The organism is Streptomyces sp. NPDC020958 (genome assembly GCF_055562175.1).
Window position 1 is genome coordinate 250,877 of record NZ_JBVHFU010000008.1, and the last position, 14,371, is coordinate 265,247.

General features: G+C 72.0%; 13 protein-coding genes. 7 read left to right on the forward strand and 6 right to left on the reverse strand.

All coding sequences use genetic code 11. The features are described from left to right. Nucleotides 1–99: 99 nt before the first annotated feature. A complete protein-coding gene (locus tag ACZ3KP_RS24250; RefSeq protein WP_467501686.1) occupies nucleotides 100–1,878 on the forward strand; it encodes a GMC family oxidoreductase N-terminal domain-containing protein in 1,779 nt (592 codons plus the stop codon). Nucleotides 1,879–2,000: 122 nt separating this feature from the next. On the opposite strand, the gene ACZ3KP_RS24255 is transcribed toward ACZ3KP_RS24250, so the two are convergent. Continuing rightward, on the reverse strand, nucleotides 2,001–3,032 hold the full coding sequence (locus ACZ3KP_RS24255) for an LAETG motif-containing sortase-dependent surface protein (RefSeq protein ID WP_467501687.1): 1,032 nt from the start codon (nucleotides 3,030–3,032) through the stop codon (nucleotides 2,001–2,003). A 728-nt stretch (nucleotides 3,033–3,760) separates the two neighbouring features. Beyond that, nucleotides 3,761–4,087 (reverse strand): chorismate mutase, encoded by a 327-nt coding sequence (locus ACZ3KP_RS24260; RefSeq protein ID WP_467501688.1) that lies wholly within the window; start codon nucleotides 4,085–4,087, stop codon nucleotides 3,761–3,763. Between the two features lie 284 nt (nucleotides 4,088–4,371). On the opposite strand from ACZ3KP_RS24260, the gene guaA reads away from it, so the two are divergent. After that, on the forward strand, nucleotides 4,372–5,952 hold the full coding sequence (gene guaA, locus ACZ3KP_RS24265; RefSeq protein ID WP_132892992.1) for a glutamine-hydrolyzing GMP synthase: 1,581 nt from the start codon (nucleotides 4,372–4,374) through the stop codon (nucleotides 5,950–5,952). 28 nt (nucleotides 5,953–5,980) lie between these two features. Here guaA and ACZ3KP_RS24270 read toward each other — a convergent pair whose 3' ends face one another. Beyond that, nucleotides 5,981–6,460: a pyridoxamine 5'-phosphate oxidase family protein gene (locus ACZ3KP_RS24270; protein ID WP_467501689.1), complete on the reverse strand. Its 480-nt coding sequence runs from the start codon at nucleotides 6,458–6,460 to the stop codon at nucleotides 5,981–5,983. Nucleotides 6,461–6,599: 139 nt separating this feature from the next. On the opposite strand from ACZ3KP_RS24270, the gene ACZ3KP_RS24275 reads away from it, so the two are divergent. Beyond that, nucleotides 6,600–7,394, forward strand: a complete 795-nt coding sequence (locus ACZ3KP_RS24275; RefSeq protein WP_467501690.1) for a class II aldolase/adducin family protein — start codon at nucleotides 6,600–6,602, stop codon at nucleotides 7,392–7,394. Nucleotides 7,395–7,405: 11 nt separating this feature from the next. Here the strand turns inward: ACZ3KP_RS24275 and ACZ3KP_RS24280 are convergent, their stop codons facing one another. Then, entirely contained in the window at nucleotides 7,406–8,293 is an 888-nt protein-coding gene (locus ACZ3KP_RS24280; protein ID WP_467501691.1) for a DUF4429 domain-containing protein, read from the reverse strand. Nucleotides 8,294–8,481: 188 nt separating this feature from the next. Here ACZ3KP_RS24280 and ACZ3KP_RS24285 point away from each other — a divergent pair, with 188 nt between their 5' ends. Both ACZ3KP_RS24285 and ACZ3KP_RS24290 read left to right on the forward strand, forming a co-directional pair. Next, a complete protein-coding gene (locus ACZ3KP_RS24285; RefSeq protein ID WP_467501692.1) occupies nucleotides 8,482–9,759 on the forward strand; it encodes a hypothetical protein in 1,278 nt (425 codons plus the stop codon). Between the two features lie 183 nt (nucleotides 9,760–9,942). Beyond that, complete coding sequence (locus ACZ3KP_RS24290; RefSeq protein ID WP_467501693.1) at nucleotides 9,943–10,476, forward strand: DoxX family protein; 534 nt, start codon at nucleotides 9,943–9,945, stop codon at nucleotides 10,474–10,476. Between the two features lie 10 nt (nucleotides 10,477–10,486). On the opposite strand, the gene ACZ3KP_RS24295 is transcribed toward ACZ3KP_RS24290, so the two are convergent. Beyond that, entirely contained in the window at nucleotides 10,487–10,711 is a 225-nt protein-coding gene (locus ACZ3KP_RS24295; protein WP_358981714.1) for a hypothetical protein, read from the reverse strand. Next, on the reverse strand, nucleotides 10,698–12,128 hold the full coding sequence (locus ACZ3KP_RS24300) for a PspC domain-containing protein (protein WP_467501694.1): 1,431 nt from the start codon (nucleotides 12,126–12,128) through the stop codon (nucleotides 10,698–10,700). The genes ACZ3KP_RS24295 and ACZ3KP_RS24300 overlap by 14 nt, the downstream gene beginning before the upstream one ends. Nucleotides 12,129–12,358: 230 nt before the next feature. Here ACZ3KP_RS24300 and ACZ3KP_RS24305 point away from each other — a divergent pair, with 230 nt between their 5' ends. Both ACZ3KP_RS24305 and ACZ3KP_RS24310 read left to right on the forward strand, forming a co-directional pair. Further along, nucleotides 12,359–13,651: an ATP-binding protein gene (locus ACZ3KP_RS24305; RefSeq protein ID WP_467501695.1), complete on the forward strand. Its 1,293-nt coding sequence runs from the start codon at nucleotides 12,359–12,361 to the stop codon at nucleotides 13,649–13,651. Then, nucleotides 13,648–14,361 carry a LuxR C-terminal-related transcriptional regulator gene (locus tag ACZ3KP_RS24310; RefSeq protein ID WP_467501696.1) on the forward strand — a complete coding sequence of 238 codons (714 nt, stop codon included), beginning with the start codon at nucleotides 13,648–13,650 and terminating at the stop codon, nucleotides 14,359–14,361. The genes ACZ3KP_RS24305 and ACZ3KP_RS24310 overlap by 4 nt, the downstream gene beginning before the upstream one ends. Nucleotides 14,362–14,371: the final 10 nt, after the last annotated feature.

Below are 14,371 nucleotides of genomic sequence, written 5' to 3' on the forward strand. Positions count from 1 at the left end.
CCCCGAAGGGGCGCTGGGGGTACCCCCGGCCGAAGGCTGGGGGAGGAACTGCGCGAGCAACCACGTACTACCCGCACGTACGCTCGAAGAGGAGAAATCGTGCCCCAGGATGCCTACGACTACGACGTCATAGTCGTCGGTTCGGGATTTGGCGGCTCCGTGACCGCCCTGCGCCTCACAGAGAAGGGGTACCGAGTCGGCGTTCTTGAGGCGGGCCGCCGCTTCACCCGCGACACCCTCCCCAAGAACTCCTGGGACATCAGGAACTACCTCTGGGCCCCCCGGCTCGGCTGCTACGGCATCCAGCGCATCCACCTCCTCGGCAACGTCATGGTCCTGGCCGGCGCAGGTGTCGGCGGCGGCTCCCTCAACTACGCCAACACCCTGTACGTCCCGCCGAAGCCCTTCTTCGACGACCCCCAGTGGCGTGACATCACGGACTGGCAGGAGGAGCTGGCGCCGTACTACGACCAGGCCCAGCGCATGCTCGGCGTCCGGCTCAACCCGACGATGACCCCCTCCGACGTCCACCTGAAGGCGGCCGCGGAGAAACTCGGCGTCGGCGACACCTTCCACCTCGCCCCGGTCGGCGTCTTCTTCGGCGACGGCAAGGACGCCGACGGCGAGGCCGAGGCGGCACCCGGCGACCAGGTCGCCGACCCCTACTTCGGCGGCGCCGGTCCCGCCCGCACCGCCTGCACCGAGTGCGGCGAGTGCATGACCGGCTGTCGGCACGGCGCGAAGAACACCCTCAACGAGAACTACCTGCACCTCGCCGAACAGGCCGGCGCGGTCGTCCACCCGATGACCACCGTCGTCTCCGTCACCGACGACTCGCGGGGCGGCTACGCGGTCGCGACCCTCCCCACGGACGACCGGAGGAAGGCGAAGGGCCGGGTCTTCACGGCGCGCCGGGTGGTCGTCGCCGCCGGCACGTACGGCACCCAGACCCTCCTGCACCGGATGAAGGCGAGCGGCCGGCTCCCGTACCTCTCGGACCGGCTGGGCGACCTCACCCGCACCAACTCCGAGGCCCTGGTGGGCGCCCAGACCGACGACCGCCGCTACCGCAGGGCGCACGGTGTCCCGAGGGCAGACTTCACCAGGGGCGTCGCGATCACGTCCTCCATCCACCCGGACGAGAACACGCACATCGAGCCGGTCCGGTACGGCAAGGGGTCGAACGCGATGGGCGGCCTGTCGATCCTCCAGGTGCCCTACGCGGAGGGCACCTCCCGGGTCCTCGGCTGGCTGGCGAACGCGGCCCGCCACCCGCTCCTCGTGCTGCGCTCGCTCTCCAACCGGCGCTGGTCGGAGCGGACCATCATCGGCCTGGTCATGCAGTCGCTGGACAACTCCCTGACGACGTACCTGAAACCGGACGGCGTCGGCAAGGGCCTGCTCACCGCCCGGCAGGGCCACGGCGCGCCCAACCCCAAGCAGATCAGGGCGGCTTCGGAGGCGGCCGCCGTGCTGGCCGCCGAGATCAACGGCTTCCCTGGCAGCAACGTCGGCGAGCTGATGGGCACTCCGCTCACCGCCCACTTCCTCGGCGGCTGCCCGATCGGCGACTCCCGCGAGACCGGCGTCATCGACCCGTACCACCGGCTGTACGGCCACCCGGGCATCTCGGTCGTGGACGGCGCCGCCGTCTCCGCGAACCTGGGGGTGAACCCGTCCCTCACCATCACGGCGCAGGCCGAGCGCGCGATGTCGTACTGGCCCAACAAGGGCGAGCCGGACCCGCGTCCGCGGCAGGGCGAGGCGTACCGGCGCCTGCGTCCGGTGGAGCCGCGCGAACCGGCGGTCCCGGCCGGGGCGTTCGGTGCCCTGCGACTGCCGTTCCTCGGCATCCCGACCGTCCCCCCGAAGAAGTAGCCGTCGGGCAGCGGGGCGGCCGTGCAGCGGTGCAGCGAAAAGGGACCTGAGCCCCCCTCCGAGCCCAGGTCCCTCTTCATCGGTGCGCGACCGCCGCGCCGCGGCGGTCCCCGCGACCTTGCCTATGCGTCGGCGCCCGCCTTGCGGCGCCGCACCACGAACACCGCGGCCGTGCCGGCCACCACGGCGGCCCCGCCGACCAGGCCGATGACCGGGAGCGCCGAGCTGGAACCGGTCTCCGCGAGGTTGCCGGTCGGCAGGTCGGCGACGTTGCCCTGCGGCTTCTTCACGGAGTCCTTGCCGCCGTCGTCGCCCGGCTTGGCGGTACCCGGGTCGGGGTTGGACGAGCCGGCCTTGAGGACCGTGAAGTCGTACTGCGCCCAGCCCTCGGCGATGCAGTCCTGGCCGTCGACCTTGTCGAGGTAGGCACCGGAGCCGAAGGAGTAGGCGTCACCGGCGGGCGCCTTGGCGTCGACGGCGACGCGCAGGTCGACCGACTTGCTCGCGCCCGACTTCAGCTTCTCCACGTAGAAGAAGTAGTCGCCGGCCCAGTCGTCGCTGCCGATCCGGTCCCAGGCGCCGCTGTCGGGGTTCTTGAACTCCAGCTCGACGTACGGGCTGAGGTACTTCGACTCGTCCAGCTCGTAGTTCTCGATCTCGGCGTAGAAGGCGACGCCGTCGACGTCGGCCTTCGACTCGTTCGTCACGGTCAGCTTGAAGGCGTGGAAGCCGTCGCCCGCGACGATCTTGCCGGGCAGGCCCTTGATGTCGGCGGACACCTTGGCGTTGCCGAAGTTCTCGTCGAGGTCCTCGCAGTACGGCACGTCCGGGTCGGACGGGTCCTCGCTGGGCTCGGCCGACTCGGAGGGCTGCGTCGAGGCGGACGCGGAGGCCGAGGCGGACGCGCTGGGGCTCGCGCTGTCGCTGGGCGGGGCGGAGGGCGACGCGGACTCGGACGGCGACGCGCTGTCGCTCGGGGCGACGGAGTCGGACGGGGTGGGCGACGCGGGGTCGCTGGGTATCTCGCTGGGCGCGCTCTCCGACGCCGTCGGCGATGCGGCGTCCTCCGCGAACGCGGCCGGTGCGGACAGCAGGGCGAGCGGTGCGAGGGCAGCCGTGGCGGCTGCCGCGGCCATGGCGCGACGAAGCTTCATGAAGGACCCCGTTGACTCAGGTGCGGCGGGCGGATGTGACCGCTGGTTCCGGTGATGTGACCGGTGAATCCTGTGAATGGTTGCCTCCACATTCACAGAATTCTTATGTGACGGTCGTCACGAGGCCGGTGCGCCGCGGACAAGGCGAAGGGCCCCGCGGGACGGAGCCGCGGGGCCCTTCTTCGGTCAGCACCGACGTCAGGGCAGCGCCGGTGCCTGGAAGCGGCGCCGGGGGGTTGCGCCGCTGGTCTCTGTGCCCTGTACCACCGTCCGTGCTCGGGTCGGCGCCCCGGCGCACTCGGGACGTACGGCAGGTCCCGACCTTCGGCGGACGGCCGGCACACGGCAATACCGTTGCCTGGACTGGGACTTGGGAACCACGAAGGCCTCGGTGGCCTTCTCTGCATCGTGCTGGATGTCCGCGGCCTCCGCAACCGTTTGACCCAGCCCTTGTGCATTTTTGCAATTTTCCGCCGGTCGGCCCCGGGCGTCCCCGGAGCCGGCCGTCTTTGGGTGACCGGGCTGCTGTCCCCTGCCGTCCGGTCACTTGACTGGAGCGAGGTCCCACGACACACGGCACGTTCCGTACGTCTCATCGCCCCAGCGAGCCACGCGTGGTTCTTTCGGGCCCGCCCCTGGCTGGCACGGACACCCCACCAACGAGGCGGCCGGGGCGCCGGTCACGCGCCGTACGGGTGAGAGCCGTACCGAACTCAGTTCCGGCCGGTTCAGACGCGGCCGCGGCACAGCTCCAGCAGCGTCATCGCGAGGGCCGTGCCGGGCTTGCCGAGAGCGTCGCTCCAGTGACTGAGGATCTCCATCTCCCGGGAGAGGTTCACGCGCCGGCCGCCGGAGGCGATCCGGGCCTCCTGGACGACGGCGGAGACGGCCATCCGTTCCTGGATCAGGCCGATGATCCGGTCGTCGAGCGCGTCGATGCGCTCGCGCGCGCCGCTGATCACACCGGCGGCCTCCGGGGTCCGGGCACCCGTCACATCGAGAGCGGTCGGGGCGGTGGCGGTCGTGGTGGTGGGGGTCGTGGCGGTGGCGGTCATGTCGGGGCTCCTCGTCTGCGGGGCGGCCCCGGACCGGCACGATCCGGAGAAACACCAGGCGCCCCGGACCTTGTCGGCCCGGGGCGCCTGGGGAAGTCGCTTGTCAGTTGCTCAAGCAGCACGACCATGGCAGCCGGTGGGCCGGTCGCCATAGGTAAACAGGAAGGTCGTCTGGGTGAGCATGGGGGCGAGTATGCCACAGAACCCCGATCCGGGAGCCGTCCCACCGTGCCCCGTTAGAATCGATGGCACAGACCCCCGCCCAGACCGCCGGAAGGCACCCCGTGTCATCAGCGACTCCCGCTGCCGCCGCTCCCGACACCGTCCTGGTCGTCGACTTCGGCGCGCAGTACGCCCAGCTCATCGCCCGTCGCGTCCGCGAGGCCCGGGTCTACAGCGAGATCGTGCCGAGCACCATGCCGGTCGCCGAGATGCTCGCCAAGAACCCGGCGGCGATCATCCTCTCCGGCGGCCCCTCGTCCGTGTACGAGGAGGGCGCCCCCCGCCTGGACCGCGAGCTCTTCGAGGCCGGCGTCCCCGTCTTCGGCATGTGCTACGGCTTCCAGCTGATGGCCCAGGTCCTCGGCGGCACCGTCGACAACACCGGCGCCCGCGAGTACGGCCGTACCGACCTGCACGTCTCCAAGTCGGCCTCCACCCTGTTCGAGGGCACCCCCGCCGAGCAGCACGTGTGGATGTCGCACGGCGACGCCTGCTCCGCCGCCCCCGAGGGCTTCGCCGTCACCGCGTCCACGGACGTGGTCCCGGTCGCCGCCTTCGAGAACGACGAGAAGAAGCTCTACGGCGTCCAGTACCACCCCGAGGTCATGCACTCCACGCACGGCCAGCAGGTCCTGGAGCACTTCCTGTACCGCGGCGCGGGGCTCACCCCCTCGTGGACCACGGGGAACGTCATCGAGGAGCAGGTCGCGGCGATCCGCGAGCAGGTCGGCGACAAGCGCGCGATCTGCGGGCTGTCCGGCGGCGTCGACTCCGCCGTGGCCGCCGCCCTCGTCGCCCGCGCCATCGGCGACCAGCTGACCTGCGTGTACGTCGACCACGGTCTGATGCGCAAGGGCGAGACCGAGCAGGTCGAGAAGGACTTCGTGGCCGCGACCGGCGTCAAGCTCGTCGTGGTCGACGCCGAGGCGCGCTTCCTGGAGGCGCTGGCCGGGGTCTCCGACCCGGAGCAGAAGCGGAAGATCATCGGCCGGGAGTTCATCCGGGTCTTCGAGCAGGCCCAGGCCGAGATCATCGCGGACGCGGGCCCGGCCGTGGAGTTCCTGGTCCAGGGCACCCTCTACCCGGACGTCGTGGAGTCCGGCGGCGGCACCGGCACCGCGAACATCAAGTCGCACCACAACGTCGGCGGCCTGCCGGAGGACCTCGAGTTCAAGCTGATCGAGCCGCTGCGCAAGCTCTTCAAGGACGAGGTCCGGATGGTCGGCCAGGAGCTGGGCCTGCCGGAGGAGATCGTCCAGCGTCAGCCGTTCCCCGGTCCCGGCCTCGGCATCCGGATCGTCGGCGAGGTCACGAAGGAGCGCCTGGACCTGCTGCGCGACGCCGACGCGATCGCCCGCGAGGAGCTCACCGCCGCCGGCCTCGACCGCTCCATCTGGCAGTGCCCGGTGGTCCTGCTCGCGGACGTCCGCAGCGTCGGCGTCCAGGGCGACGGCCGCACCTACGGCCACCCGATCGTGCTGCGCCCGGTCTCCTCCGAGGACGCCATGACGGCCGACTGGTCGCGCCTGCCCTACGACGTCCTCGCGAAGATCTCCACCCGGATCACCAACGAGGTCCGTGACGTCAACCGCGTCGTCCTCGACGTCACCTCGAAGCCGCCGGGCACCATCGAGTGGGAGTAGGCCCCGTCCCCGCGGGGCTCCGCAGGGCTCAGGTGCGCCTGACCGTGCGCACCGGCCCGCCCGGCCGCCAGGTCTCGACGACCAGGTACGGCTCCTCGACGTAGGTCCGGACGACCTCCGTCAGCTCGGTACGGAAGAGGTGGAACGGCCCCTCGGGCGGTTTCACCTCTTCCGCGTACGGCCCCTTCACCGCCGGGTCCGTCACCTCGTACGCCCGGCCGCTGATCCGCACGTCCCCGGTGCCGCCCATCGCGGTGCCCTCCCCGGGGTTGGCCTGGAGCGCGAACCGCGGGTCCCGCACCAGGTCCCGGGCCTTCACCGAGTCCGGCATCATGCCGAACCGGAGCTCTCCGCCCAGGAACTGCACCTCCAGACCCGAGGTGCGGGGGGAGCCGTCCTTGCGGAGCGTGGCGAGGACGTGGTGGCGGTAGGGGGCGAAGCGCTCCTGTGCGATGTGCGCCAGCTCGGGCGCGGCGGCGGCGAAGGCAGCCCAGTTCGTACGCGTCATGAGTGCCAGTCTCGTGGCGATACCCGACATCTTCTGTCGTGAATTGCTCGCGGGCGTCATCTTTACGGAACAGCTCTGTTTTCCTGCACTGACCGGCGGTAACTTCCGCCCGTAACACACACCCAGTGCTGGAGGACCTATGCACGGGCCGACCCCGCCCCTGCCGCTGCCCACCGATCAGCTCCGGTTCGCGATGCCGCCGATGCACGACTCGCTCGACGACGAGCGCCGGCACCGCAAGGAGCGGCTCGCGGGCGCGCTGCGGATCTTCGGCCGGGCCGGGTTCGAGGACGGGGTGTCCGGGCACATCACCGCCCGCGATCCCGAGTACTCGAACTGCTTCTGGGTCAACCCCTTCGGCATGCCGTTCCGGCACGTCACCGTCAGCGACCTGGTCCTGGCCAACCAGGACGGCCAGGTCATCGAGGGCCGCTACCACGTCAACCAGGCCGCCTTCACCGTCCACGCCCAGGTGCACGCGGCCCGCCCGGACGTCGTCGCCGTCGCCCACTGCCACTCCGTGCACGGCCGCGCCCTGTCCGCCCTCGGCGACCTGCTCGACCCCATCAGCCAGGAGAGCTGCGCCTTCTACCAGGACCACGCCCTCTACGACGCCTACACCGGTGTCGCCGTCGACGCCGAGGAGGGGCGCCGGATCGCCGCCGCCCTCGGCTCCCACAAGGCGCTGGTGCTGCGCAACCACGGCCTGCTGACCGTCGGCGACTCGGTGGACGCGGCCGCCTGGTGGTTCCTGTCCATGGAGCGCTCGGCGCAGGTCCAGCTGACCGCGAAGGCGGCCGGCCGCCCGCTGCTCATCGACCACAAGCTCGCCGTCGCCACCCGCGAACAGCTCGGCGGGGACCTGGTGGCCTGGATCAACTACCAGCCCCTGTGGCAGGACATCAGCCGCAGTGAACCGGACCTGCTCAGCTGACCACACCCCGCTCAGAAACCCCTCAGCACCGCCGCCTTCGTCAGCACGAACTCCTCGTCCGTGAGCACCCCGTCCCGGTGCAGCTCGCCCAGCTCCCGCAGTCGGCGCAGCAGCAGGTCGTGGTGGTCGGCCGGCCTGCGCGGCGCGGTCACCTGCGGCCGGTCCCGGTCGGCGCACGCCGCGCCGGGCCGGGTCGACGGATGCGGCAGCCGGGCCGTGACCGCCGCCGCGACCAGCGCCGTCAGCAGATCGCGGCGGACACTGCCCCACAGGTCGAGCGCGTACGGGTCGCGCTCCGCCGGCAGCTTCGAGAACACCGTCTCCGGGGTCACGAACCGCAGGCGACCGTCTTCGTAACCGGTGTTGGGCAGCCACTCCACCCGGACCAGGTCGCCGACGCCGATGATCCGCGGCCCGGTCGCCCGCTTCACCCGGTCCGAGGTGTCCGCCCAGTCGATGCGGACCTGCGTACCGTCGAAGGACACCGTCCCGTCCGAGGACCGCACCGACACCGGCACCGGCGGCCCCGGCAGCAGATACCCCTTCGTCGGCTCGGTGGGGACCTGGTCGAGCAGCAGCGACTGCCGGATCTCCGCCACGACGTACTCGGCCACCCCGGACCGGTCCCCGTCCACCGCCAGCCGGTACGGATCCGCGGCCTCCGGCAGTCGCCCGCCGGTCGCCTGCAGCAACGGGTCCGCGCCCTCGCGCAGCCGCATCCTCAGCCGCCCCCGCCTGCGCTCGGGCTCGTACGCCACGGCGGCCACCGCCTCCAGGGGTACGGCGATCTCCCCGTAGGTCTGCCGGAACAGCGGTACGGAGCGGTGGCGTCCCGGCGTGATCCGGATCGTGCTGCCGTCGAAGGCCCAGGTCCCGTCCCGCTGGATGATCTCGGCCATGGGGGAATTCTGGCAGTCGGGTCAACCTGTCTCCCGTACCTTCACCTGTCGTGACCAGCCCACTGACCGAAAACGCCGTGGCGTAGGGCACAATTCGCTCTCGACACAAGGGAGTTGCACGGCGTCGCCCGGCCCCGGGGAGGGCCCTGCGCGCCGTGCCCCGGGCGTGGGGAAGGCGGGCGTCGGGCGTGGCGGTGCAGGAGGCGAGGCAGGGCACCGGTCCGGGTGCCCACGCGGGCGGTTGCACGTGCGGGGACTGCCCGCACGGGGCCCGCGAGGGGCACCGGCGGGCGGTCGCCGCATTCCTCCTCAAACGTGACGAGTTCGCGGCCGGCCAGGGGCTGCCCGCGGCGGTGGCCCACTCGGTCTCCGCCTCCCGCCAATGGGTCTCGGAGGAACTGACCCAGTCCGCCGAGGCCGTCGCCGACCGCGGCCGGGCCGAGGGCGAGGCCTGGCTCGCCCGCCTCTGGCTGCGCACCGTGGCCACCGTGTGGGGCGCCGTCCTGGTACTGCTCCTCGTCCAGGCCCTCACCGCGATCGGCGCGGGCTGGACCAGTGCCCGGACCGCAGGACTGCTCGCCGCCGTGACCGTGGCCCTCGCCGTCAGCGCCGCCTCCTGGCTCCACCGGGCGAGCGGCGGAGTGCTCGCACCCGTCATCGGCGAGGACAACCGCATGTCCACCTCCCGCACCGTCGCCGCCTCCTGGATCCTCCTGGTCGCCTACGCCGTCCTCGTCCTGGCCGGCCGCCTGGCCGCCGCCTCCTCTCCCGCCGAACGCGACGCCCTTGTCTCCGGCCTCGACCTGGCCCGTGGCGCCGGCGTGGTGACCGTCCTCGCCGCGGTCAGCGGCATCGCCGTCCTGGTGCGCCGGGTGGTCGGGCTGCGGATCCTCGGCCAGCGCCTGCAGAAGGTCCGCGCCCACCGCCCCCGCGCCGCCGACCTGCTCACCGACGACGCGGGCCGGGGCGCCTTCGCCGACATCCAGTACGTCGTGATCAGCGCCGTCGCCCTGGTCTTCGCCGCCGTACGTCTCGCCCGCCGCCCCGACCAGCTCCCCGACCTGCCCTGGGGCCTCGCGGCGGTGGTACTGATCTCCACCGCGACCTATCTGGCCGGCAAGTACGCCGAGGGCGGGCGCCCGGTGATCCTCTCCGTCGTCCGCTCCCGCGAGGCCGGTGACCTGGACGCCCCGATCCGCACCGGAGACGACATCGAGATCCGCGGCACCGGCTTCGTGCCGCCCGGCGCCCAGAAGGCCGACCGCCTCTCCCGCCTGGTCGTCCGCATCGGCGCCGTCAACGTCCACGTCCCCCTGGTCCCCGTCACCGGCGGCTTCAGCAATCCCACGGACGACGTCCTCACCGTCCCCGTACCCGCCGAGGTGGAGCCGGGATCGGTGGAGGTCCAGGTGGTCACGGCGGCCGGAGTGGCCACGAACCGGTGCGTGGTCGAGGTGGCAGACTGAAAACGAGCGGATCGGCGGGCACCCTCACCTCTGACCCGTCTTGCCCATCTTTCCCCCTGCCCTGGGGGACGGAGACCAGCCGAAAATCGGAAAAACGTCCGGGAAAGGATTGAGCCGGGCGCCGATGTCATACGTATGGTCTGTCGAGGGCCTGGGCACAGCGGCGAGAGGCGGCTACTGGCGATGACTCACAGCATTCGTACGGACACGCACTCCTCCTATCTCGACGGTGACCGAGGCCTGCGGGACATCGCCACCCGATATGCCCTCCTTCCCCTGCGGATCTTCCTCGGCGTCACCTTCATCTACGCCGGGCTGGACAAACTGACCGACAGCGCCTTCCTGAAGTCCGGTGGTTCCGGCTCCATCGGCGACACCATGCGCGCCGTCCGTGACTCCGCGGCCATCCCGGCCCTGGTCGACCTGGCCCTGAAGAACCCGGTCGGCTTCGGCACCGCGATCGCCATCGGCGAGGTGGCCGTCGGCCTCGGCACCCTCTTCGGCCTGCTGGCCCGCCTCGCCGCCCTCGGCGGCGCGCTGATCTCGCTCAGCCTCTGGCTGACCGTCAGCTGGGCCAACTCCCCGTACTACTACGGCAACGACCTCGCCTACCTGATGGCCTGGATTCCCCTGGTCCTCGCCGGCGCCCCCTACCTCTCCCTGGACGCGATGCTCCGAGCCCGGCGACGGCAGCGATCCGGGGGACTGGGCCACTGAGCCGCCCGGGCTAGGACGTCCCGTCCGGTCGAGCGGCCGGGCGGCGGCGTCTGCGTATCGCCCGGGTCAGGGACGCCGTCACCGCCGCCAGGAAGAGACCGGTCACCATCACGGGGATGACCGCGAACCACTCGGTCTCCCACAGGCCTCCCGCGTCACCGGCGTAGGCGATCCCCGCGGCCGTCAGGAAGACACCGACGATCAGCCGTCCCGGCTGGAACTCATGCCGCAGCACGGGTCACCTCCACCTGTCCGGCGCCGACCTGGAGGTCCAGGTCCAGCGTGCCCGCCTGCTTCGCACCGCTCACCGGCGCCAGCGTCACGTCCTTGTGCCTGCCCGGCTCCACGTCCACGTCCTTCTTGTCGTCACCGGGCAACTGGATGTCACCCACCCCCACGTCGATGCTCATCCGCACCGTCACGTCCGCCGGCACGACGATCCTCAGCCGGCCCGCGCCCACCTCGGCCGACGTCGACACCGTCTGCCCGTCGGCCACGCGTATGTGCCGTAGGTCCAGGGTGCCGACGCCGGTCCCCAGGTCGTACGCCGGGGCCACCTGTGCCGCCGTGGCCGGTGCCCAGGAGACGCGTGTCCAGTGCGTGCTGATGTCGGACGGCATGGCCGTCGCCCCCGCGAGCAGCACCGCCGTGAGGAGCGCCAGGAACAGCGAGCCCGCTCCCGTGCGCCCCAGGAAGGAACTGAGGGCCGTGCCCAGCCCGAAGACGATCAGCGCACCGGCCAGACCTGTCTGGAGGCTGGTGCCCAACGGGTGCGTGCCCCACGTCAGGCTCGTGCCCAGGACACCCGCCAGCAGCGCGAGCAGGAAGATCCAGCCGCCGATCCAGTGCGGTCCGCGTGGCCCGCGCGGACCGGGTGGCGTGCCGCGCCGCGCGGAGACGTCCTGGCCGTGGACCCAGGGGGTGCCGAGCCGGAAGTCGAACCCCGGGGCGTCGGGGCCGCGGACGTCGGCCGGCCCCCACAGGTAGCCGGTACCCCCGACATGGGTGCCGTCCTTGACGATCGGGTCGCGCCACCATGAGGGAAAGGAGACCGGGACCGGCGGTGCCTGGGCCTCGGGCGGGGCGTCGGCGACCGCCTGGGCGGCCAGCGGATCGGGGTCGGGGGCGCCCCGGCGCCGTGACCAGTACCCGGCGCCCGCGAGGAGCACGGACAGGACGACCGCGAACGCCAGCACCCCGCCGTTCCTGATCATCGTCAGCAGCACTCCGCAGCCGACCAGGGCGAACAGCACGGCCGCCAGGGCCTGCCCGTCGACCCGGCCGGTCAGCAGCTTGCGGACCTCGTTCTCCTCGTCGTCCTCGTAGGGCACGAAGAGCCAGGCGAAGCCGTAGAAGAGGAGGCCGATGCCGCCGGTCGCCGCCAGCACCGCCAGGGTGATGCGGAAGATCACCGGGTCCAGGTCGGTGTGGCGCCCGAGCCCCGCGCACACGCCCGCGATCATTTTGTGCCCGCGGTCCCGCCGGAACCGGGGGAGCGCCTCGCCGGTGGTCCGCGCCGACGCGCCGGCGTCGGCTCCCGGCGCCGTGGCGTCCGTCGCGGCGGGCGCGGCATCCGGCGGTCCGGAGCCCGGGGCGGGCCGCGGGCCGGGGCCGGGTCCCGGACCCGTCGCGGCGTGCTCGTGATCAGTCATGAGTCCATGGTGACGGCCGTGCCGCCCCGGCGGCAGTCGGGATGACCCTGGCCCAACCCTGAAATCCGCCCCGAGACCGGACCGGGAAACGTTCGAATGGTCCCGGAGCCGGGGAAAGCGGGCGTCACCGGGGGGATCCGAAGATCAGCCGCGGGGAAATCCGAAGATCAGGGGAGTCTCGGGGGCCGACCCTGATGCTCCGCACCTGCGGGCGTGTGAACATCGATGGCATGCCGGAAGCCGCAGCAGTGCCCCTCGACGACCCGCGGCCGCCGCGCAAGCTCTACCGCAGCAGCGACGGCCGCTGGCTCGGCGGAGTGGCGCGGGGCCTCGCCGGGCATCTCGGCCTGCCCGTCGTGTGGGTCCGGCTCGTCTTCGTCGGCCTGTTCATGGCCAACGGCCTCGGCGCGCTGCTGTACGCGGCGTTCTGGTTCTTCGTGCCGCTCGGCGTGGGCGGGGTCGGCGGACAGAAGCCGCCCTCCCTGGTGGCCACCGAGACCTCGGCGGACGGCCGCCGCCGCCTCGTCGCCCGCAGACCGGACCGGGGCCAGATCGTCGCCCTGCTCCTCATGGTCGTCGTGTCCCTGGTGTTCGTGGGCAGCGTCAACCTGACCAACGGCGCCAAGGCCTATCTCCTGCCCGCGGTCCTGGTCGCCGCCGGTGTCGCCCTCGTCTGGCGCCAGGCGGACAACGCCCGCCGGGCCCGCTGGGTCGAGGTCGGCAGCCGGCGGCGGACACTGAGCCTGCTGCGGGCGGGCTTCGGAGTCCTGCTCGTCACCGCGGGCGTCACGGGCGTCTTCCTCCTGCAGGGCTCCGCCGCGCACATCGGCGCGGTGCTCCAGGCCGCGCTCGCCGTGGTCGTCGGCATCACCCTGCTCGCCGGACCGTATCTGGTGCGGATGACCCAGGACCTCTCCGAGGAGCGGCTGATGCGCATCCGCGCCCAGGAGCGGGCCGAGGTCGCCGCCCACGTCCACGACTCCGTGCTGCACACGCTCACCCTGATCCAGCGCAACGCGGAGAACGCGGGCGAGGTGCGCCGTCTCGCCCGCGCCCAGGAGCGCGACCTGCGCACCTGGCTCTACAAACCGGAGGGCACCGGCAAGGACGAGGCCGACGAACCCACCCATCTCGCCGACGCGGTCCGTCGCAGCGCCGCCGAGGTCGAGGACAAGCACGGCGTCCCCATCGAGGTCGTGGTGGTCGGGGACTGCCCGCTCGACGAACGGACCGGCGCGCAGATGCAGGCCGCGCGCGAGGCGATGGTCAACGCCGCCAAGTACGGTGGCGAGGGCGGTGCCGTCCAGGTCTACGCCGAAGTCGAGGGGAGAACCGTGTTCGTGTCCGTCCGTGACCGCGGACCCGGGTTCGATCCCGACGCGATACCCGCCGACCGCATGGGTGTCAGAGAATCGATCATCGGCCGGATGGAGCGCCACGGGGGCACGGCACGTCTGCGGTCCGTACCGGGCGGCGGCACGGAGGTCGAGCTGGAGATGGAGAGGGTGGAGAACACGTCATGAGCGACGCGACCGAGGCGAAGGGTCCGGCGGAGGGCGCGGAGAAGGCCGGCCGCCGGGTGCGGGTGGTCCTCGTCGACGACCACCGGATGTTCCGTACGGGTGTCCAGGCCGAGATCGGCCAGACCGAGCAGACCGGCGTCCAGGTGGTCGGCGAGGCCGCCGACGTCGACCAGGCGGTCACCGTGATCACCGCCACCCGGCCCGAGGTGGTCCTCCTCGACGTGCACCTGCCGGGCGGCGGCGGGGTCGAAGTGCTGCGCCGGTGCGCCCCGTTGATGGCGGACGCCGAGCAGCCGGTGCGTTTCCTCGCGCTGTCCGTGTCGGACGCGGCCGAGGATGTGATCGGCGTGATCCGCGGCGGCGCCCGAGGCTATGTCACCAAGACGATCACCGGCACCGACCTGGTCGACTCGATCTTCCGCGTCCAGGAGGGCGACGCGGTCTTCTCCCCACGGCTCGCCGGGTTCGTCCTGGACGCCTTCGCCTCCACCGACGCCCCGCCGGTCGACGAGGACCTCGACCGCCTCACCCAGCGCGAGCGCGAGGTGCTGCGCCTCATCGCCCGCGGCTACGCCTACAAGGAGATCGCCAAGCAGCTGTTCATCTCCGTCAAGACGGTCGAGTCCCATGTCTCGGCGGTGCTGCGGAAGCTGCAACTGTCGAACCGGCACGAGCTGACCCGCTGGGCGACGGCACGCCGCCTGGTGTGACCGTCCGGTA

Bases quoted from the DNA above. Each gene is read 5' to 3' on its own strand.
- ACZ3KP_RS24255 (WP_467501687.1), bottom strand. From the start codon at position 3,032: ATGAAGCTTCGTCGCGCCATGGCCGCGGCAGCCGCCACGGCTGCCCTC.
- ACZ3KP_RS24275 (WP_467501690.1), top strand. From the start codon at position 6,600: ATGCACGGGCCGACCCCGCCCCTGCCGCTGCCCACCGATCAGCTCCGG.
- ACZ3KP_RS24310 (WP_467501696.1), top strand. From the start codon at position 13,648: ATGAGCGACGCGACCGAGGCGAAGGGTCCGGCGGAGGGCGCGGAGAAG.
- ACZ3KP_RS24300 (WP_467501694.1), bottom strand. From the start codon at position 12,128: ATGACTGATCACGAGCACGCCGCGACGGGTCCGGGACCCGGCCCCGGC.
- ACZ3KP_RS24260 (WP_467501688.1), bottom strand. From the start codon at position 4,087: ATGACCGCCACCGCCACGACCCCCACCACCACGACCGCCACCGCCCCG.
- ACZ3KP_RS24305 (WP_467501695.1), top strand. From the start codon at position 12,359: ATGCCGGAAGCCGCAGCAGTGCCCCTCGACGACCCGCGGCCGCCGCGC.
- ACZ3KP_RS24270 (WP_467501689.1), bottom strand. From the start codon at position 6,460: ATGACGCGTACGAACTGGGCTGCCTTCGCCGCCGCCGCGCCCGAGCTG.
- ACZ3KP_RS24280 (WP_467501691.1), bottom strand. From the start codon at position 8,293: ATGGCCGAGATCATCCAGCGGGACGGGACCTGGGCCTTCGACGGCAGC.
- ACZ3KP_RS24290 (WP_467501693.1), top strand. From the start codon at position 9,943: ATGACTCACAGCATTCGTACGGACACGCACTCCTCCTATCTCGACGGT.